14 protein-coding genes are annotated in these 19,163 nt (G+C 65.4%); 10 read left to right on the top strand and 4 right to left on the bottom strand.

Annotated elements, in window-relative coordinates:
- The first annotated feature begins 254 nt into the window (after positions 1-254).
- From dnaN to Q7U29_RS15700, 10 genes are all read left to right on the top strand, one after another.
- Complete coding sequence (gene dnaN / locus Q7U29_RS15745) at positions 255-1,373, top strand: DNA polymerase III subunit beta (RefSeq protein ID WP_304742982.1); 1,119 nt, start codon at positions 255-257, stop codon at positions 1,371-1,373.
- 134 nt (positions 1,374-1,507) lie between these two features.
- Positions 1,508-2,647, top strand: coding sequence for a DNA replication/repair protein RecF (gene recF / locus Q7U29_RS15740; RefSeq protein WP_304742980.1), 1,140 nt, complete (start codon positions 1,508-1,510; stop codon positions 2,645-2,647).
- Positions 2,648-2,803: 156 nt separating this feature from the next.
- A complete protein-coding gene (locus Q7U29_RS15735) occupies positions 2,804-4,975 on the top strand; it encodes a hypothetical protein (RefSeq protein WP_304742978.1) in 2,172 nt (723 codons plus the stop codon).
- 291 nt (positions 4,976-5,266) lie between these two features.
- Positions 5,267-7,708, top strand: coding sequence for a DNA topoisomerase (ATP-hydrolyzing) subunit B (gene gyrB / locus Q7U29_RS15730; protein ID WP_304742977.1), 2,442 nt, complete (start codon positions 5,267-5,269; stop codon positions 7,706-7,708).
- An 11-nt stretch (positions 7,709-7,719) separates the two neighbouring features.
- Positions 7,720-9,021 carry a UDP-N-acetylglucosamine 1-carboxyvinyltransferase gene (gene murA / locus Q7U29_RS15725; RefSeq protein WP_304742975.1) on the top strand — a complete coding sequence of 434 codons (1,302 nt, stop codon included), beginning with the start codon at positions 7,720-7,722 and terminating at the stop codon, positions 9,019-9,021.
- A gap of 60 nt (positions 9,022-9,081) precedes the next feature.
- The gene (locus Q7U29_RS15720; protein ID WP_304742974.1) at positions 9,082-10,503 is read left to right on the top strand and encodes an MATE family efflux transporter; all 1,422 of its coding nucleotides are present in this window, start codon (positions 9,082-9,084) and stop codon (positions 10,501-10,503) included.
- Positions 10,504-10,512: 9 nt separating this feature from the next.
- Positions 10,513-10,986: a DUF2867 domain-containing protein gene (locus tag Q7U29_RS15715; RefSeq protein ID WP_304743076.1), complete on the top strand. Its 474-nt coding sequence runs from the start codon at positions 10,513-10,515 to the stop codon at positions 10,984-10,986.
- A 91-nt stretch (positions 10,987-11,077) separates the two neighbouring features.
- Positions 11,078-11,731, top strand: coding sequence for a 2-hydroxychromene-2-carboxylate isomerase (locus Q7U29_RS15710; protein ID WP_304742972.1), 654 nt, complete (start codon positions 11,078-11,080; stop codon positions 11,729-11,731).
- Between the two features lie 103 nt (positions 11,732-11,834).
- Positions 11,835-12,284, top strand: coding sequence for a hypothetical protein (locus Q7U29_RS15705; protein ID WP_304742970.1), 450 nt, complete (start codon positions 11,835-11,837; stop codon positions 12,282-12,284).
- A gap of 82 nt (positions 12,285-12,366) precedes the next feature.
- The gene (locus Q7U29_RS15700) at positions 12,367-13,737 is read left to right on the top strand and encodes an MmgE/PrpD family protein (RefSeq protein WP_304742968.1); all 1,371 of its coding nucleotides are present in this window, start codon (positions 12,367-12,369) and stop codon (positions 13,735-13,737) included.
- A gap of 205 nt (positions 13,738-13,942) precedes the next feature.
- Here Q7U29_RS15700 and Q7U29_RS15695 read toward each other — a convergent pair whose 3' ends face one another.
- From Q7U29_RS15695 to Q7U29_RS15680, 4 genes are all read right to left on the bottom strand, one after another.
- Positions 13,943-15,376: a serine hydrolase gene (locus Q7U29_RS15695; protein WP_304742966.1), complete on the bottom strand. Its 1,434-nt coding sequence runs from the start codon at positions 15,374-15,376 to the stop codon at positions 13,943-13,945.
- 147 nt (positions 15,377-15,523) lie between these two features.
- Complete coding sequence (locus Q7U29_RS15690) at positions 15,524-16,582, bottom strand: helix-turn-helix domain-containing protein (protein WP_304742964.1); 1,059 nt, start codon at positions 16,580-16,582, stop codon at positions 15,524-15,526.
- 89 nt (positions 16,583-16,671) lie between these two features.
- On the bottom strand, positions 16,672-17,262 hold the full coding sequence (locus Q7U29_RS15685; RefSeq protein ID WP_304742962.1) for a GNAT family N-acetyltransferase: 591 nt from the start codon (positions 17,260-17,262) through the stop codon (positions 16,672-16,674).
- Positions 17,263-17,285: 23 nt separating this feature from the next.
- Positions 17,286-19,034, bottom strand: a complete 1,749-nt coding sequence (locus Q7U29_RS15680) for an ATP-binding protein (protein WP_304742960.1) — start codon at positions 19,032-19,034, stop codon at positions 17,286-17,288.
- Positions 19,035-19,163 lie beyond the last annotated feature (129 nt).

Here is a 19,163-nt window from a genome sequence, read left to right as displayed (position 1 = left end):
CACGGGACAGTTTCATTTTGCCGCCCCGGCCCAAGCCGGGGCCGGCGTTGGGCGGGGCGACGTGCTAATTTCCGGCAAAACGTGGGGAACGACCGCCCGTTCCGCTTGCGCTGAAGGGCCATCCGAGCCACCTTGCGGTCCCCCCGCGGGTTTGATCAAATCCAGCTTCGATCAGGCTTTTCGGGTTTCAAATGCCGCGGCGCGCCTTTTGGGCCGCCCGGCTTTTCCATCTTAGGGATCAGGCGGGTATTGCAATGAAGGTCACCGTCGAACGCGCGCAACTCCTGAAATCGCTGGGCCACGTCCATCGCGTGGTCGAGCGCCGCAACACCATTCCGATCCTCGGCAACGTGCTGGTCCGCGCCGAAGGCGCCCGGCTGTCGCTGAAAGCCACCGACCTCGACCTCGAGGTGACGGAGACGCTGGCGGCGGAAACCGCGACCGGCGGCTCGACCACCGTGCCGGCGCACATGTTCTACGACATCGTGCGCAAGCTGCCCGACGGATCGCAGATCGTGCTGGAAGGCGACGGCGACCGCTCGGTGCTGGCGATCCGCGCCGGCCGCTCCCGCTTCACGCTGCAGACGCTGCCCGAAAACGATTTTCCGGATCTCGCCGCCGGCGACATGACGCATTCGTTCGCGCTGGCCGCCTCCGACCTGAAGCGGCTGATCGACCGCACCCAATTTGCGATCTCGACCGAGGAGACCCGCTACTACCTCAACGGCATCTATCTGCACGCCGCCGGCAGCGCCAAGGCGGCGACCCTGCGCGCGGTCGCGACCGACGGCCACAGGCTGGCGCAGGTCGATCTGCCCCTGCCCAAGGGCGCGGACGGCATGCCCGGCGTGATCGTGCCGCGCAAGACCGTCGGCGAAGTGCTGCGGCTGATCGACGACAATGAGGGCGAAGTCGGCATCGAACTGTCGCAGGGCAAGATCCGCTTCACCATCGGCCATGTGGTGCTGACCTCGAAACTGATCGACGGTACGTTTCCGGATTACGGCCGCGTCATCCCGCAAAACAACGACAAGGAACTGATCGTCGACAAGAAGGATTTCGAGGCCGCGGTCGACCGCGTCTCGACCATCTCCAGCGAACGCGGCCGCGCGGTAAAACTGGCGCTGTCCGCCGGCAAGCTCATACTGTCGGTGACCAACCCGGATTCCGGAAGTGCGACCGAAGAACTCGAGGTCGAATACGCCTCCGACGCGCTCGATATCGGATTCAACTCGCGCTATCTGCTGGATATCGCCGCCCAGATCGAGGGCGAAGTCGCGGTCCTGAGATTGGCCGATCCGGGTTCACCGACCCTGGTGCAGGACAAGGATTCCAAGGGCGCGCTGTATGTGCTGATGCCGATGCGGGTGTAGGAATTTACTAACTTGTCATTGCCGGGCTTGCTGCCCAAATTGCGTCATGGCCGGGCTTGTCCCGGCCATCCACGTCTTGAACACCGCAAAGACGTGGATGCCCGGCATGAAGCCGGGCATGACGAGAGAACAGCATGACCGCCTCCCGCATCCATCGCCTGACGCTGACGCACTTCCGCAATTATCGCAGCGCGAGTTTGCAGACCCGTGGCGACGTGGTGGTGCTGGTGGGACCGAACGGCGCCGGCAAGACCAACTGCATCGAGGCAATCTCGTTTCTCACGCCCGGACGGGGCTTGCGCCGCGCCACGCTCGACGACGTCGCCGATATCCAGGGCGACGGTTCCTGGGCGGTGTCCGCCGAGGTCGAGGGCGCGCTCGGTCTCGCCACGCTCGGCACCGGCATCGACCCGCCCGGCAGTGAAGGTGCGGCGACCAGCCGGCGCTGCCGGATCGACCGCGAGCCGGTCGGTTCCGCCGCCGCCTTCGGCGATCATTTGCGCATGGTGTGGCTGACGCCGACGATGGACGGGCTGTTTCTCGGCGCAGCATCCGAGCGGCGCCGGTTTTTCGACCGGCTGGTGCTGGCGATCGACTCCGAGCATTCCAGCCGGGTGTCGGCGCTCGACCGCTCCTTGCGCTCGCGCAACCGGCTGCTGGAAGTGCGCAATTACGACGACCATTGGTGTGACGCCATCGAACGTGAGACAGCCGAGCTCGCCGTCGCGGTGGCGGCGATGCGCGGCCAGACCGTGACGCGGCTGGCCGCAATGCTGCGCGAACGCGGCGACGCCTCGGCGTTTCCTTCCGCAAGGATCATGCTCGACGGCTGGATGGAAAACGCGCTGGTCAATGAACCCGCCACCGCGGTGGAAGATCGCTACCGCGAGATCCTGCGCGCCGGCCGCGCCCGCGACGCCGCCGCCGGCCGTACCCTCGACGGGCCGCATTTGACCGATCTGCAGGTGATCTACGCGCCGAAAAACATGCCGGCGCGCGACGCCTCCACCGGCGAACAGAAGGCGCTGCTGATTGGCCTCGTACTGGCGCATGCCAGCCTGGTCGCGGAGATGACCGGCATCACGCCGCTGTTGCTGCTCGACGAAGTCGTGGCGCATCTCGATCCCAACAGGCGCAGATCGCTGTTCGAGGAACTCGCCAAGCTCGGTTCGCAGGTCTGGATGACCGGGGCCGACCCCGCGGCATTCGCCGAAATCGGTGCGTCGGGCGAAGTTTTCGAGGTCGATTCCGGCCAGATCACCCGCCGCGCCTGACGGGGCGGGCGATCGGTTGAACCTTGGAGTTCGCCGGCGCGACTAGGTATCAGCCGTTGCGCCATGACGCCGCCGCCCTCGCTGCTGCGCGACCGAAATCAGGCCATCGTAAATCAGGTCACCTGAAACCAGGTTCTGGCCCATATCGGAGATCACATGTTTGAAACGATGCGCGGGATGCTGATTCCCGCTGGCCAACGCCTGCTGCCCTTGATCTTCGCCCTGATCGCCGCCGCGCCGATGGCCGCGCGGGCCGACGACGGCATGGTCGATGTCCGCACCCTGCCGCGCCTGGAAGGCGCCATCGAAGAGGCGGCGCGCACCGAATCCTATCGTTTGAACTACACCGTCCCGACCGTGGTTCCGATCACGACCGCCGCGACGCGCAAATTGCTGGCCGCCAATGGCTGGCAGGAATATGTGCACCCGTCGAGCCAATCCAGCCGCCCGACCTCGTTCAAGAAGGGGCGGCATGGCTTGTACGTGTCGTTCACGCAGGCTCCCGGCCGGCCGGATCAATCGGTCGTGCACTACACCGCCGACAGGCTGTACGCCGTCGTGCCGTTTCCCGAGGACGCAACCGATATCGTGTACGATACAAGGCGGCCTTATCTGAACTGCATCACCGCGGCCACAATCGAAGCGAGCGCCGAATTCTACCGCAGGGGGCTGCTGGAAGCGGGATGGTCGGCGCTGTCATTGGCTGATATCGCGGCGCGCTGGCCAAACGCCAAACCTGATGAGGCGATAGCGAACGGCGCGCGCGCCTATTACAGCAGGGATGTCCGCGACGGCGGCCCGAAGCAACAGCCGATCGTGCTGGACTTGCAGCGCCGCGGCGACGGCAAGACCGGCGTCGAGATCAGGATCGCGGCGTTCGCGCAGCCGTCAAGCCTCGACGTTGCCCGGGACGCGATAGGCCTGCCCATGCCGGATACCACGTCGGGCCTCGGCAGCACCGGCAGTTCGGATTCGGTCCGTCGCCGGGTCAGCGGCAACGTCGCCGCCGGCTTGCCGGTGGTGCTGGGCTTCTTTCGCCGTGAGTTGGCGGCGCGGAGCTGGCAGGAAGAGGCCAACGGCGCCGTCATCACCGACCGCGACGTCACCCTCAATTTTTCCTCCGCCGATCAGACCGCCCAGCTCACGCTGGCGCACAAATACGACCTCACCTTCGTCAACCTCGTCACCCAGGTGAAGGAAGCCGCCCTCGCGGCACGGGCCAGGGCCAAAAAGGAAGCCGGCGACAAATTCCTTGGAGATGCGCTGGCCACCGCACAGCAACTGATGGTCGCCGACGAAGCGCGGCGGATCGCTCAGGCGGCCAGCCTGTCGGATGCGCCGTTGCGCGCGCGCGCCGATGCGACCAAGCCGGTGCCGGTGCCTGATGGCGCGGAGAACGTGAAGTTCGACGGCGCCGATGGCAAGCTGGAATTCAGCTCCACTTCAAGTGTCGCGGCGCTGGCGGCGTTCTACCGCGGATCGCTCAAGTCGCAGGGCTGGCAGGAGCAGCCCTCGGTCATCAACAGGCCCAACATGGTCGTGATGCGATTTTCGAGGGCCGGCAAGGCACTTTCGTTCACCGCCATGCAGATGGGCCCCAAGGTCAACGTCAGCGTCGACGGATCGGGCCTCGTCATGGCGGCAGCCAAACCCGACACCGCGGCAGGCCAGGCGCCCAGCGCATCGGCCACCAGGGTGGCGGCCGGGGATCTCGAGGCCGAAGCCGATTCCGAGTTGCCTGTGCCGAAGCAGCGCACCATGCGCATGATGGGCACCGGGAAGGTGCCCGGAAGCGACGCCCCGTTCCGCAGGGATCTCGACGCCAGTGTCCCCGCCGATCTCGGCGCGGTGCTCGCTTTCTATCGCAGCGAGCTCGGCAAGCGCGGCTGGAAGGAAGCCGTAGATGGTGCGGTGATAAAGCCGGATCAGGTCAAACTCGCGTTTGCCTCGTCCGACGGGCCGGCGGTGCTGAAGCTCGGCCGCAGCAAGGGCGAGACCTCGATCAACCTCGTCCAGCGCTATCCGGCCGTGGCCGCGAAGGCGAACGTCATTCCGAAGCCGGGCCAGGCGAGGCTGGTGTTCGGCAATATGGGCGGCAGTGAGGTGTCGCTCAGCATCAACAAACAGACCATCCGGATCGCCGCCGGCGCCGGTGGGCCGCAATCGCCTGAGCGTCCGATGCTCGACCTGCCGGCGGGCAAATACCCCTATTCGGTCAAGGTCGCGGGCCATCCGGCGAAGAGCGATACGATCGAAGTGGCCGCCGACGACGCCTGGGGCGTGATGATCGCGCCCAGCGGAGAGGTGTTGTCGCTGCAGATCTACTGACGGGAGCGCGGCGGCACGGCTCGCCCGAGGCCGCCGCCGGCTCGGCATTTTGCCATCGACGCGGCGCGAGGAATACGGCCTCTCAGGACCGGAAATCGGCTGCCGAATCGCGCTTTTGCGAAGCCTCCGAATCGGCTTGCCGCCGCCTTGAAAAAACTTCAAAAAATCCCATTTATTCAACAGCTTGCTGATAGAGACTTTGCGCTATGCGCAATGCCTCTTTCATGGCACAAATAGACTGATCAGCGCCCCTTTTGCGCCGCTGATTCGGGACATCCTCGAAGGCCTCACATGACAGAACCTGCCCGGCAAACCATCGCCGACACTGAGCATTCCATTCCTATCGAATACGGTGCGGAATCGATCCGGGTGTTGAAGGGCCTCGACGCCGTGCGCAAGCGGCCGGGCATGTATATCGGCGACACCGATGACGGCTCCGGCCTGCACCACATGGTCTACGAAGTCGTCGACAACGCCATCGACGAAGCGCTCGCCGGCCACGCCAGCGCGGTGGAAGTCGTTCTCAACGCCGACGGCTCGGTCACCGTGCGCGACGACGGCCGCGGCATTCCGGTCGACATTCACAAGGGCGAAGGCATTTCCGCCGCCGAGGTCATCATGACCCAGCTGCATGCCGGCGGAAAATTCGATCAGAATTCCTACAAGGTTTCCGGCGGCCTGCACGGCGTCGGCGTCTCCGTCGTCAATGCGCTGTCGGAGAAGCTGCAGCTGCGGGTCTGGCGCGACGGCAAGGAGCACTTCGTCGAATTCGCCCATGGCGACGTGGTGGCGCCGCTCGTGGTGGTCGGCGATGCCAATGGCAAGCGCGGCACCGAGGTGACCTTCCTCGCCTCCAAGGAGACCTTCACCAACGTCGAATACGACTTCGCGACGCTGGAACATCGCCTGCGCGAACTCGCCTTCCTGAATTCCGGTGTCAATATCGTGCTGTCCGACATGCGCCACGCGGTCGAGAAGCGCGAGGAGATGCGCTACGACGGCGGCGTCAACGAGTTCGTGAAATATCTCGACCGCAACAAGAAGCCGATGGTGCCCGCGCCGATCATGATCAATGCCGAGCTCAACGGCATCGGCGTCGAGGCGGCGCTGTGGTGGAACGACAGCTATCATGAGAACGTGCTGTGCTTCACCAACAACATTCCGCAGCGCGACGGCGGTACCCATCTGGCCGGCTTCCGCGGCGCGCTGACGCGCCAGGTCAATGGCTATGCCGACGCCATCGCCAAGCGCGAAAAGATCGCGCTGACCGGCGACGACTGCCGCGAGGGCCTGACCGCGGTGCTCTCGGTCAAGGTGCCCGATCCGAAATTCTCCTCGCAGACCAAGGACAAGCTGGTGTCCTCGGAAGTGCGCCCCGTGGTCGAAAACGTTCTCAACGAGGCGCTGGCGGCGTGGTTCGAGGAACATCCCTCCGAAGCCAAGGTCATCGTCGGCAAGGTGGTGGAAGCCGCCGCGGCGCGCGAGGCCGCGCGAAAAGCGCGCGAGCTGACGCGGCGCAAGGGCGCGCTCGATATCGCCTCATTGCCCGGCAAGCTCGCCGACTGCCAGGAGAAGGACCCCGCCAAATCAGAACTGTTCATCGTCGAGGGCGAGTCCGCCGGCGGCTCCGCCAAGCAGGGCCGCAACCGCGAATTTCAGGCGGTGCTGCCGTTGCGTGGAAAAATCCTCAACGTCGAGCGCGCGCGCTTCGACAAGATGCTGGGCTCCGAGCAGATCGGCACGCTGATCACCGCACTCGGCACCGGCATCGGCCGCGAAGATTTCGACCTGTCGAAGCTGCGCTATCACAAGATCATCCTGATGACCGACGCCGACGTCGACGGCGCGCATATCCGCACCTTGCTGCTGACCTTCTTCTTCCGCCAGATGCCGTCGCTGATCGAGGGCGGGTTCCTCTATATCGCGCAGCCGCCGCTCTACAAGGTGACGCGCGGCAAGTCCGAGCAGTATCTGAAGGACGAACGCGCGCTGGAAGACTATCTGATCGCCACCGGCCTCGACGACTGCGTGTTCAAGCTGGCGTCGGGCGAAACCCGCGCCGGCCGCGATCTGCTGGCGCTGGTGGAGGATGCCCGCGCCATCCGCGGCACGCTGCACAATCTGCACAGCCGCTATAACCGCAAGGTAATCGAGCAGGCGGCGATCGCCGGCGTGATGAGCCCGAAAATCACCGGCGACCTCGCCACCGCCAACGCCGCCGCGGACTACATCGCGCGCCGGCTCGACGCGCTGGCCGATGAGGTCGAGCGCGGCTGGACCGGGCACTTCACCGAAGGCCAGGGTTTCCACTTCGAGCGCACCGTGCGCGGCGTCAAGGACGTCGCCATGATCGATGACGCGCTGCTCGGCTCGGCCGATGCGCGCAAGCTCGACGATTATGCGGCCAGGCTGCAGGAGGCCTATCCGAAGCCCGGCCTGCTGCGCCGCAAGGACCAGGAGACCGCGATCCACGGGCCGGTCAGCCTGTTCGAGGCGGTGACCGACGCCGGCCGCAAGGGCGTGGCGCTGCAGCGCTACAAAGGCCTCGGCGAAATGAACCCGAGCCAGCTCTGGGAAACCACCCTCGACACCAACGAGCGCTCGCTGTTGCAGGTGAAAATCAAGGAAGTCGACGAGGCTGACGACATCTTCACCAAGCTGATGGGCGACGTGGTCGAGCCGCGACGCGAATTCATCCAGGACAATTCCCTCAGCGCCAACGTCGACGTGTGAGCAACGATCCGGTGTCCCCCCTCCAATACATCGTTGAGGGCGGTCACCGGCTGGCCGGCACCATCGAGCCGGCGGGCAACAAGAACGCCGCGCTGCCGATCATCGCGGCGGCGCTGCTCACCGAGCATCCCGTCATGCTCGAAAACGTGCCGCGGATCCGCGACACCGAAACGCTGGTCGAGCTGATCCGCTCGGTCGGCGCGTCGGCCGAGTGGAAAGCGCGCAATACGCTGGCCATTCACGCCAAAGACATTCGTGCCGCCGATCTCGATCCGGTGCTGTGCGCGCGGATCCGCGCCTCGATCCTGCTGGCGGGACCGCTGCTGGCCCGCTGCGGCGAGGTGATGCTGCCGCCGCCGGGCGGCGATGTCATCGGCCGCCGCCGTCTCGATACGCATTTTCTGGCCTTCGAACAGCTCGGCGCCACCGTCACCGCCACCGACCGGCTGGAATTCCGCGCCGGCAAGCTCCGGGGCGCCGACGTCTTCCTCGATGAACCCAGCGTGACCGCCACGGAAAACGCGCTGACGGCCGCGGTGGCGGCGCATGGCACCACTTATTTACGCAATGCCGCCTCCGAGCCGCATGTGCAGGATCTCGCGCATTTCCTGGTCGCGCTCGGCGCCCGCATCGAGGGCATCGGCACCAACACCATCATCGTGCACGGACCTTCGACGCTGGGCTCGGCCAGCTATACGATCCAGCCCGATCATATCGAGGTGGGCTCGCTGATCGGGCTTGCCGCGGTGACGCGTTCGCCGCTGCGCATCGCGCGGGCCGGCGTCGAACATCTGCGCTCGATCCGGATGGGGTTCGAGCGGCTGGGCATCGTGTGCCAGGTCGAAGGCGACGACCTGATCGTGCCGGCCAACCAAACCCTCAAGATCCATGACGATTTCGGCGGCCATGTGCCCAAACTCGAGGACCAGCCGTGGCCGGCGTTCCCGGCCGATCTGATGTCGATCGCCATCGTGACCGCGACCCAGTGCGACGGCGTGATCCTGATGTTCGAGAAGATGTTCGAGTCGCGGATGTTCTTCGTCGACAAGCTGATCGCGATGGGCGGGCGCATCGTGCTGTGCGATCCGCACCGCGCCATCGTGGCGGGACCGAGCCGGCTGCGCGGCGCACTGATGACCTCGCCCGACATCCGCGCCGGCATGGCGATGCTGCTGGCCGCGGTGTGCGCGGAGGGCGTCAGCACCATCAACAACGCCGACCAGATCGAGCGCGGCTATGAACGCATCGACGAGCGCCTCAATGCGCTGGGGGCGAAAATCACCCGCGTACCGGGGCGTGCGAGCGAGGCGTAGGCAAGGGACTGCGACCCTGTCGCCACCATTTCGTCCCGGCGGCCGTGCTAGTCAGTCCCCATGACTTCCCTTGACAAGACATCCCTTGATGAAATCGAGCAGGCGCCGGCCGGCGCGGCCGCGCCCGGCCATCACCTCGTCATCGAGCTGACCGAGACGCTGAAACTCGCGGTGCCGATCGCGCTGACGCAGCTCGGGCAGATCGCGATGATGACGACCGATCTGGCGCTGGTCGGACGGCTCGGCGACGGGGCCGTCGCCGCCGCGGCGCTGGCGAGTTCGGTGTTCTTCATCACCTTCACCTTCGGCATGGGGCTGGTGTCCGCGGTGGCGCCGCTGGCGGCGCAGGCATTTGGCGCGCGCAATCCCCGGATGGTGCGGCGCGCGCTGCGCGTCGGGCTGTGGGCCGCGCTGCTGATTTCGCTGCCGATGATCCTGCCTCCGCTGTACGGCGAGCAGATCCTGCTGACGCTGGGTCAGGCTCCCGCCACCGCGCGGCTGGCGCAGGAATATCTGCTCGGTCTCGCGTGGGGCATTGCACCGGCGCTGTGGTTTCTCGCCATCCGCGGCTTCATGGGCGCGGTCAACCGCCCGGAGCCGGGGTTGTGGATCACGCTGGTGGCGATCCCGGCCAATGCCGTGCTGGTCTATCTGCTTATCCACGGCGAATGGGGATTGCCGCGGCTGGAGCTGTTCGGCGCCGGCCTCGCCACCACGATGATCAATTTCGGAATGTTTCTGGCGGCGCTGTGGTTTGCGCATCACCGCCGGCCGTTCCGGAAATATCACGTGCTGGGCCGGATCTGGCGCATCGACTGGATGCTGATGCGGCAGCTGATCGTGATCGGCGCGCCGATCTCGATCTCGTTCCTGCTGGAATACGGCCTGTTTTCCGCGGCAGCCCTGTTGATGGGCCTGATCAGCACCACCGCGCTGGCGGCGCATCAGATTGCACTGCAGGTCACCGCCATCCTGTTCATGGTGCCATTCGGCATCGGCATAGCGGCCACCGTGCGGGTCGGGCACGCCGTCGGCCGCAACGATGCCGCGGCCGTCAGGCGGGCGGGCTTCGTCGCCACGCTGCTCGGCATGGCGCTGGTGTCCGCGCTGACGCTGGCCGTGATCATCGCCCGGTTTGCGATCGCGCGGTTCTTCTTCGGCGAGGCGGTCGAGAGCGGAGGTCTCGTCATCGAACTCACCGCCACGCTGCTGATGGTCGGCGCCACGTTCTTTGTCGCCGACGGCATCCAGACGGTCGCCGCCGGCGCGTTGCGCGGCATGAACGACACGCGGATACCGCTGTTGTTTGCCGCGATCAGCTACTGGCTGATCGGATTTCCGGCCGCCTACGGCCTCGCCTTCTGGACCGGATGGGGCGCGATCGGGGTCTGGATCGGGCTGTCCTGCGGCACCGCGGTCTATGCCGTGCTACTGGTGCTGCGCTTCCGGCGGCTGGCAAACCGGCTGGACCAAGTGGGATAGGAGGTGACCATGAAAATCCGCGAGGTGAAGCCGACCGTCGATGCCGACGCGCTGCTGGCCGGCGCGCAATTCGCGGACGCTTTCGGCCTCGATGTCGATGGCCACACGCTCGATGCGCGGCAGGCCGCGGAGCGGATGATCGGGCGCGCGCCGCGATGGATCGACGCACTTGTGACGGTGCGCAACATCCTGGTCACGCCATTCGGCCTGAAAACATCAGGCGCCGGCGCCGCCACGCCGCGGGACATGATCGGGATATTCCCGGTCATCAGCCAGACGCCGGACCGCCTCGTCGCCGGCTTCAACGACAGCCATCTGGATTTCCGCGTCGTGGTCGATGTCGCAACCCATGGCCTCGGCCAGCAGGTCACCGCGACCACGCTGGTCAAGACCCACAACTGGCTCGGGCGGACGTACCTTGCCATCATCCTGCCGTTTCACCGGCTCGTGGTCCGCACCATGCTGGCACAGGTCGCGGCCTAAAAGCGGCGCATCGCTCGTATCTTCCGGCCTGCATGGACGCCCGGCTGCGCCCGTGCTTTGTTCCCGTCCATCAATGGCGTGACGAGGCTCCATGACATTATCCGTCGACCTGTTCTTTTCGTTCCGCAGTCCCTACAGCTATCTGGCGCTGCCTAAAACGCGCAAGATGATCGACGACTACGACGTGACGCTGAACCTGCGCCCGGTTTATCCGCTGGCGGTGCGGGTGCCCGGATTCTTCAAGCGCGCCAATCCGCAATTTGCCCGCTACGTCGTGCTGGATTCCAGCCGCGTCGCCAAATTCGAAAACATCCCGTTCCGGTTTCCCCGTCCCGACCCGATCGTGCAGGACATGACGACGCTCGATGTCGCCGAGAACCAGCCCTACATCCACCGCCTGACCCGCCTCGGCGCCGCGGCCCAGCTGGAAGGCCGCTCGCTGGAATTCACCGAAGCGATCAGCCGGGTGCTGTGGGACGGCACGGTCGCCGGATGGAATGAGGGCGACCATCTCGCCAACGCCGCCGCCTCCGCCGGCTTCGACCTGGCCGCGATGGACGCGGCGGTTGCCGCCGATCCAGACCGCTATGAGCGGGTAATTTCGGGCAACGAACAGGCCCACGCGGCTTCCGGCCACTGGGGAGTGCCGACCTTCGTGTTCGAGAACGAGCCGTTCTTCGGCCAGGACCGCATCGACATGCTGATCTGGCGGATGGAAAGCAAGGGCCTGACCCGCCGCGGCTGATATCGAGGGTGATCGCGACGGCCGGAACCAAGCGTCTCCCCGGCGGTTACCGCTGGTGACATCCATCGACATCCCTCCCGACAGCGACGACACCAAAGCGGCTTTGGCGCGCGCTTTCGATGCGGTCTGGGAACGGTTTCTTGCGATCGAGGGGGATGAAGCCGATACCGCTGAAAATCGCGCGCGGCTCGCCGCGCGGATTGTCGCGCTGGCGCGTTCCGGCGACATCGAAGAGCACGAACGGGTCGAGGCCGCCTTGATCCACATCCGCGTGCTCGCGGAAGCCACCCGCCTTGGCCAACGCGATAAAACTGGAACGGCGTTCGCGGCGGCCGTCCACCCTGAGGCGCAGGGCGGCCATGCGTTTACGCCTGAGACCATCGCGGCCATGTCGACGGCGCTCGATCGCTGTCTCGACGAACTGCCGTTCCGGATCCCCTCGGATGCGTTGAAACTGCTGTCGAGCAGCATTCTCGAGGAGGCTTCGCGCGGCGAGCGCGATTCCGGGCGTCTGCGCCTTCATGCCCTCGAAGCGCTGAAGGCCCGACAATAGCGGCGGCTCCCGGATCATCCCGGCTTGAACAGTCGGTATCATGCGAATAGTTTGCCGGTCCGGGTCCAAGGACCAAAATAACATGGCCAATGAAACTGCAACCCTCGCCGCCTACGTCGCCAACCTGAAATTCGACGATATCCCGGATGAGGTGCTGGCGCGCGCCAAGGTGCTGACGCTGGATTTTCTCGGCAGCGCCATCCGCGCGCGGCGCGACGCCGAATCCACGACGTCATTGCTCAAGATGCTCGAAACGCTGGCGCTCGATGGCAAGGGCGAGTCCACCGTGTTCGGCGATGCCAAGACCTGGACGCCGGCGGTGGCGGCGCTGCTCAACGGCGCGCTCGGCCATTCCCTCGATTTCGACGACACCCATGCGGATTCCTCGCTGCACCCGAGCGCGCCGGTGGTTCCGGCCGCGTTCGCGATCGGCGAGATGGTCGGCGCGTCGGGTCGCGACGTGCTCACCGCGATCGTGGCCGGCTACGAGGTGTGCTGCCGGCTCGGCAATGCGCTCGATCCCACCTCACATTACGCGCGTGGCTTTCACCCCACCGCGACCGCCGGCACGTATGGCGCCGCCGCGGCCGCCGCCAAGCTGTTTGGGTTATCGCAAGAACAGATCATCGCGGCGTTCGGCGTCTCCGGCAGCCAGGCCGCGGGCTCGCTCCAGTTCCTCGTCAATGGCGCCTGGAACAAGCGCTACCAGGTCGGCGCCGCCGCGATGAACGGCGTGATCGCAGCCACGCTGGCGCGCAATGATTTCATCGGCTCGTCCGAATCGGTCGAGGGCAAGCACGGCCTGCTGGTCGGCTACAGCGACAACGCCCATCCCGACAAGGCGGTTGCCGGCCTCGGCCAGATCTACGAGACCATGAAGATCGGCGTCAAACCCTATCCGAGCTGCCGCTACACCCACGCCGCCCTCGATGCGCTGATCGCGATGCGCCGCGAGCACAATCTGACGCCGGACCAGATCAGCAAGGTCGAGATCGGCCTGCATCGCAACGGTATCACACTGACCGGCGACGCCGCCACCAAGCGGCATCCGACCTCGATCGTCGGCGGCCAGTTCTCGATGTTCTTCACCGGTGCGGTGGCGCTCGACCAGGGCCGCTTCGGGTGGGACGATTATGAACGGCTCGGCGACGCCGCGGTCGATGCGCTGGCGGACAAGTTCGAGGTGGTGCAGGACGATCGTCTGGAAATCGGACGCACCCACCCGTTCGGCGCCCGCGTCTCGATCACCACCGAGGATGGCGTGCACGAGCGGCTTTATGCCGATCCCTCCGGCGAGCCGAATTCGTTTCCGGACGCGCAGGCGATGCAGCAGAAGTTTTTGACCCTCGCCCGCCCGGTGCTGAACGGCCGCGCCGACCAGTTCGCCGACGCCATCCTGTCGCTGGAAAAATTCGACCGGGTCGCGAAGGCCACGCAGCTCGGGCGACAGTAGCAGCGGATTTTGTGCAGCGAGCACCTATCTTACCTCTCCCGCTTGCGGGGGAGGTCGACGCGCTCGCAAGAGCGCGGCGGGTGGGGGAAACTCTATCAGCTGGCGCCGGCGTGTGCGGAGACACCCCCCCCCCGGCCCTCCCCCGCAAGCGGGAGAGGGAGTGCACCGCCGTCGCCGAGGTACTGAACTTCGCTCGATCAAAGTCTTAGTTTCCCGCGGAAGCGTGAGCCTTGTTGCCGGTCGCCGCGACCACATCCCTGACCAGGTCGAACACGCCATCGGCCTCCGGCGGCCAGTTCGGAGAGCGGCCGAGCCGGACGATCACCAATCGCTCGGATGGAACGATGATGACATATTGTCCGATCGTTCCCTTGGCGAAGAAGGCATCCCGGGGCCAGCCGCGCTCGATACGGTAGCTGGCGCCAAAGCTGTCGCCCTGATTGGTCCAGAAGCCGGCGCCCATACCGACCCAGGCGTTGGGCGTCGGTGAGGCCGAGTACTTCACCCAGCCCTCGGGCAGGATTCGCTTTGCACCGGCGACACCGTCGTTGAGGTAGAGCAGGCCAAACCGCGCCCAGTCGCGCGCGGGCATCAGTATCTGGCTCGATCCTTCCGGCGTGCCCGCGGCGTCGAATTCGAGCGTCACATGGCGCATGCCGAGCGGATCGAACAATTCCTGCCGCGCCAGCCGCAGCACGTCGGAGGCACGACCTCCCGCCGCGTCGCGGATCAGGTGCGAGAGAATGACGGTGTTGCCGTCATTGTAGTTCCAGGCGGTGCCGGGCGGCGTCTCGAGTGCGACACTCTCGGCATAGGCCGCCATGTCGGGCTCCATGAACTTCATTCGATTGACCGGCTCCAGCACCGATGCGAGCGAAGCCGACAGCGAACTGCCGAGCGCCAGGCCCGCGGTATGCCGCAGGAGATGATCGACCGCGATCGCTTGCCTGGGATCGCCGGGGCCTTGCCACGCGACGACCGGTGCCGGCCGATCGAGCGTGAGCTTGCCCTTGCGCACGAGAATGCCCGTCAGCGCCGACATCACCGATTTGGTCGCGGAGAAGCCGAGGATCGGCGTCTCGACGCCGTAACCGTTCGCATAGCGTTCGGCGACGACCTGACCATCCCTCACCACCACAATCGCCTTGGTACGGCGGAATGGCGGCTGCTCGGGCTCGGCGAAGGCACGGTCGAGCGCTGCGGCAAGCTGCGGACTCTGCGGCGCGACCACGGAAGGTCCCGCGATCTCCGGCAGGCTTGGTTGCGGCGGTTTGGCTTCCGTCGCAGGCAATGGGATATCCGCGACCGCGCCGCCATGATCGAGATGGCAGCCAAGACCTTCGCGATAGACGGCGTGGCTGCGGCCGAGACCGAATAGCATCACCGTGACATCCCTGCGCGCCCGGTCGATTCTGTAATCCAGCGCCCAGCCGATCAGGCCGGTGCCGGGCATCGCGGCCGTCGTCTCGGCGAATATCCTGGCGGGATCGGCACCGGTAACGAAGGTCTCCGAGCAGAGCACATTGGCGACGAAACCAGTCGCGACCCTGGGAATGTCGCGGGCCCACACGGCCGTCAGCGCCAGAGCACTGAGGGCGGCGGTCGCGGCGAGGGTGAGGATAAGACGTCGATTGGTCACTTCGGCCTCCGGCATGACGCATGAGCGCGTGCCGGCCATCAGCCCTAACCAGGCGGCGACGGCTCGCCGGATTTGAAATCGCGCTGGCCGAAACTGGAAGGGCCTCGCCGATTCCGAAAAACCGGAGGAATTACAACAGCCTGCCGATCAGGCGCTGATCTCGTTGAGCCTGCGATATTCGGTCGGTGTGACGCCTGTGGTGGCCTTGAAGGCCCGATTGAACGGCCCGAGCGACTGAAAACCGGCATCCATCGCAATGGTGATAACGGGCACCTCGGCCTGCGACGGGTCCGCCAATGCGGCTTTCGCCTCCTCGATCCGGTGGTTGTTGAGGAAGACGTTGAAATTGCGGTAGCCGAGCTGCTGATTGATCAGCCGCCGCAATCTGTATTCGGGCACGGCGAGCCTGGTCGCCAGCGTCCCGATGGTGATGCCCTCATGGCGATAGATCCGCTCGTCGGCCATCAGCCGCGTCAGCGCATCGAGCAGCTTCCGATCGGCGACATCGGGCTCGCTGGCAGGCTCGGCCACGGCGCCTGACGTCTCGGCCGCAGGCAATAACGTCTCGCCCCTGATGCGCATCAGCGAACAGGCAAGGGCAATCACGACAACCGCGAGAATCGCATTGTGCGCGGTGGCGATAGCACCGGGCGCGCCGTTGCCGGACACCAGGAGCTGCAATCCCGCATTGACGGCGGCATAGATCGCGGTCGCGACCACGACGAACACCCGCAGGCGCCGACGGTCCTCGACCAGGTCGCTCGACCACGAGGCAATGGTCTGGCCGACCGCGAGCGCCACGAAAGCCAGCGAAATCGCGGTCATGACGATGGCGAAAATTCGCGGATCCAGTATGTGCGCGGGTGCCAGCACGAGGCAATTGACGAGACTTAAGCTCGCAACGGCGGCCCATGGCACGGCATGCCAGCGCCGCAATTGAAACGCGTCGTCGAACAGGGCCCGCGCGAACAGCCAGAACACCACGGCGTTGGCGGTGGAGACCGCGATCAGGGCCGCGTGCCACGGTGTCACCGGCACGGCGAAGCCGATCGTTGCCGTCAGGGCATGGGCCGCGGAGCCCAGCGCAAAACCCGCGGCCAGCCGGCCGGCGGCAACGGTCCTGAAATCGCGCAACAGCAGCGCCGCCAGCAATACCAGCAGCGTCGTCGTCCCCGCGACCAGCGCTAGATCGATTGGCGACAGCATGAGATCACGATTTCCCTGATGGCGATGACAGGGCCGAACCTAACGCCGGCCATCGCCGGTTTCAATTCGCAGCATCTGGCCCAGCCTTTTCATCGCGGGCGTTGCCATCGGTCGCGCGACGTCACCCAGACATCCGCGAGGTGGCCGAACAGTTCGATCTCGCGGTGCTTTTCGGCGCCGAGCCGCCGCGCCACGGCTTGCGACGCGGCGTTCTCGCGGTCGATGCAATGGATCACCCGCTCGATGGCGAACGTGGCAAAGGCCCAGTCGATCGACGCGCGCGCCGCCTCGACGGCGTAACCCTTGCCCTGGGCTTCCCTGGCAATGCCCCAGCCGATTTCAAACTCCGGCCACGCCGGCGGAAACCACGGCCCGACCCGTCCGATGAATTTTCCGCTTTCCTTTTCCTCGACCGCGAACATGCCGGCGCCGTGCAGCGACCAGTGACCGGCCATGACGACGCTGTGTCGCCAGCCGGTCATCTCGTCGATCACGGGATTGCCGTCGACGGTGATGAACCGCGCGGTAGGGGGATCGGCCAGCATCGCGGTGTATGGCGCGATATCGGCGCTGCGCCATTGCCGCAGCCTCAGACGCGCGGTCTCGACCACGGGACCGTTCGGTTGCGCAAGTGAAACGCCGGGCCTGAGGGGAGCAATCATCACCGCTTCCATTTTCATGGAACAGTATCCGCTACCTGATGTCAGGCAGCAAGCGCGGCGCGAATCATCTGGGCAAGATCCGACTTGCGATAGGGCTTGGCGAGCAGCAGCACCCCGGCGTCGAGATGGCCGTGGTGAATGATGGCCTCGTTCGAATAGCCCGACGTGAACAACACCTTCAGCGAGGCCCTTCGCTGCACTGCTGCATCCGCCAGCTGGCGGCCGTTCATCGATCCCGGCATGATCATGTCGGTGAACAGCAGATCGACTTTCTCCGGGCCATTGATCACGGCCATGGCTTCCCTGGCATCGACCGCCGCCAGCGTGGCGTAGCCGAGGCTCTGGATTTGGCCGATCACGAAGGTTCGCACCAGACTGTCGTCCTCAACGACCAATATCGTCTCATGGCCGCCTTCAATGTTTGGCTCGCTCGCCAACCCGGCAGCCGGAGCGACGCCCGTCGCTTGAGGCAGGTAGATTCTCACCGTCGTGCCGTGGCCCTCCTCGCTGTAGATCTTGATGTGTCCATTGGACTGCTTGACGAATCCATAGACCATGCTGAGGCCGAGGCCGGATCCTTTGTCGACATCCTTGGTGGTGAAGAATGGCTCGAACACATTATTCAGGATGGCGGCAGGAATGCCGTGCCCGGAATCGGTCACTGCGACCAGCACGTAATTTCCCGCAGTGACATCGCTGGTCTTGCTGGCGTATTCCTCGTCGAGGATGACGTTGCAGGTCTCGATGGTGAGTTTGCCGCCGTCCGGCATCGCGTCGCGGGCGTTGAGCGCGAGATTGAGAACCGCATTGGTAAGCTGGCTGGGGTCTATCAGCGCGCGCGACGTGTCCCCGGCGAGCGTCATGTGGATCTCGATCTGCTCGCCGAGCGTCGGCCGCAGCAGATTGGCTGTCTGGGTCACCAGTGAATTGACGTCGACCTCACGCGGCTGCAGCGGCTGCTTGCGGGCGACTGCGAGCAGGCGCTGGGTCAGATCGGCACCGCGCGCCGCGGCGTCGTCGATCATTTTCGCGATTGCCAGAAGCTCGGGGCGGTCCGCGACGGCTTCGGCGAGGATCTCGATGGTTCCGGTAATGACGGTGAGAATATTGTTGAGGTCGTGCGCGACGCCACCGGTCAATTGACCGACCGCTTCCATCTTCTGGGCCTGCATGAGCTGCAGATCGGAGACGTTCTTCTCGTAGAGCAGCCGGTCCTTTTCCTCGACCAGGGCCTTCATCTGATCGACGGTAAACTGCAGGGCCAAGCCACGGGCAGCGGTCGAGACCGCTTCGGCCAGCACGTTGGCAAACGCCGTCAGAAAAATGACGTCGTGCTGGTCGTATTCCTGCTGCTTGTCGTTGTCGACCTCGAGAATGCCGTAGGGCTGATCGTCGATGCCCTTGATGATGACGTCGATGATCGAGACGATGCCGTGCGCGGCGTAAAACGGCGGCGGATTGAAACCGCTGACCTGCTGCAGGTTGTCGATGATCGATGGCAGGCCGGTGGTGAAGGCGCGGCCTTGCGGCGAGCTCATGTCGGCGCGCGACACCACGTTGCCAACCACGCCATCCTGCCAGCCATGGCCGGCGACGATCAGCAGATCGTCCTCCTCGGAGCGGTAGCGGCAGACCTTGCAGAAGGGAGCGCCGAGGCCTTCGGCGCAGACCCGGACCGCTTCGGCGAGGATTTTGTCCAGATCCCGCTCGCGAAGCGCGAAGCTGCCGAATCGGGCGATCGCCGCCTGCTGGCGCAGCAGCTTCTGGACTTGTGCGGCGACGTCGGTCATGGGGACAGTTCGGCTGCGTTGTCGCGGATGGCCAGAATCAGCATGGTCCGGCCGGAAAACGACTTATATTCATACATTCACAGGATACGATCTGTCACGGCGTCGCGACACGCTTATCTGCCATGCGAG

This window comes from Bradyrhizobium sp., assembly GCF_030654605.1.
Classification (GTDB): domain Bacteria; phylum Pseudomonadota; class Alphaproteobacteria; order Rhizobiales; family Xanthobacteraceae; genus Bradyrhizobium.
This window is presented reverse-complemented; position numbering and strand designations above follow the sequence as displayed.

What these genes read in the sequence shown, in the direction of transcription:
- dnaN (WP_304742982.1), top strand. Translation starts at nt 255, where the DNA reads ATGAAGGTCACCGTCGAACGCGCGCAACTCCTGAAATCGCTGGGCCAC.
- recF (WP_304742980.1), top strand. Translation starts at nt 1,508, where the DNA reads ATGACCGCCTCCCGCATCCATCGCCTGACGCTGACGCACTTCCGCAAT.
- Q7U29_RS15735 (WP_304742978.1), top strand. Translation starts at nt 2,804, where the DNA reads ATGTTTGAAACGATGCGCGGGATGCTGATTCCCGCTGGCCAACGCCTG.
- gyrB (WP_304742977.1), top strand. Translation starts at nt 5,267, where the DNA reads ATGACAGAACCTGCCCGGCAAACCATCGCCGACACTGAGCATTCCATT.
- Q7U29_RS15720 (WP_304742974.1), top strand. Translation starts at nt 9,082, where the DNA reads ATGACTTCCCTTGACAAGACATCCCTTGATGAAATCGAGCAGGCGCCG.
- Q7U29_RS15715 (WP_304743076.1), top strand. Translation starts at nt 10,513, where the DNA reads ATGAAAATCCGCGAGGTGAAGCCGACCGTCGATGCCGACGCGCTGCTG.
- Q7U29_RS15710 (WP_304742972.1), top strand. Translation starts at nt 11,078, where the DNA reads ATGACATTATCCGTCGACCTGTTCTTTTCGTTCCGCAGTCCCTACAGC.
- Q7U29_RS15700 (WP_304742968.1), top strand. Translation starts at nt 12,367, where the DNA reads ATGGCCAATGAAACTGCAACCCTCGCCGCCTACGTCGCCAACCTGAAA.
- Q7U29_RS15690 (WP_304742964.1), bottom strand. Translation starts at nt 16,582, where the DNA reads ATGCTGTCGCCAATCGATCTAGCGCTGGTCGCGGGGACGACGACGCTG.
- Q7U29_RS15685 (WP_304742962.1), bottom strand. Translation starts at nt 17,262, where the DNA reads ATGAAAATGGAAGCGGTGATGATTGCTCCCCTCAGGCCCGGCGTTTCA.
- Q7U29_RS15680 (WP_304742960.1), bottom strand. Translation starts at nt 19,034, where the DNA reads ATGACCGACGTCGCCGCACAAGTCCAGAAGCTGCTGCGCCAGCAGGCG.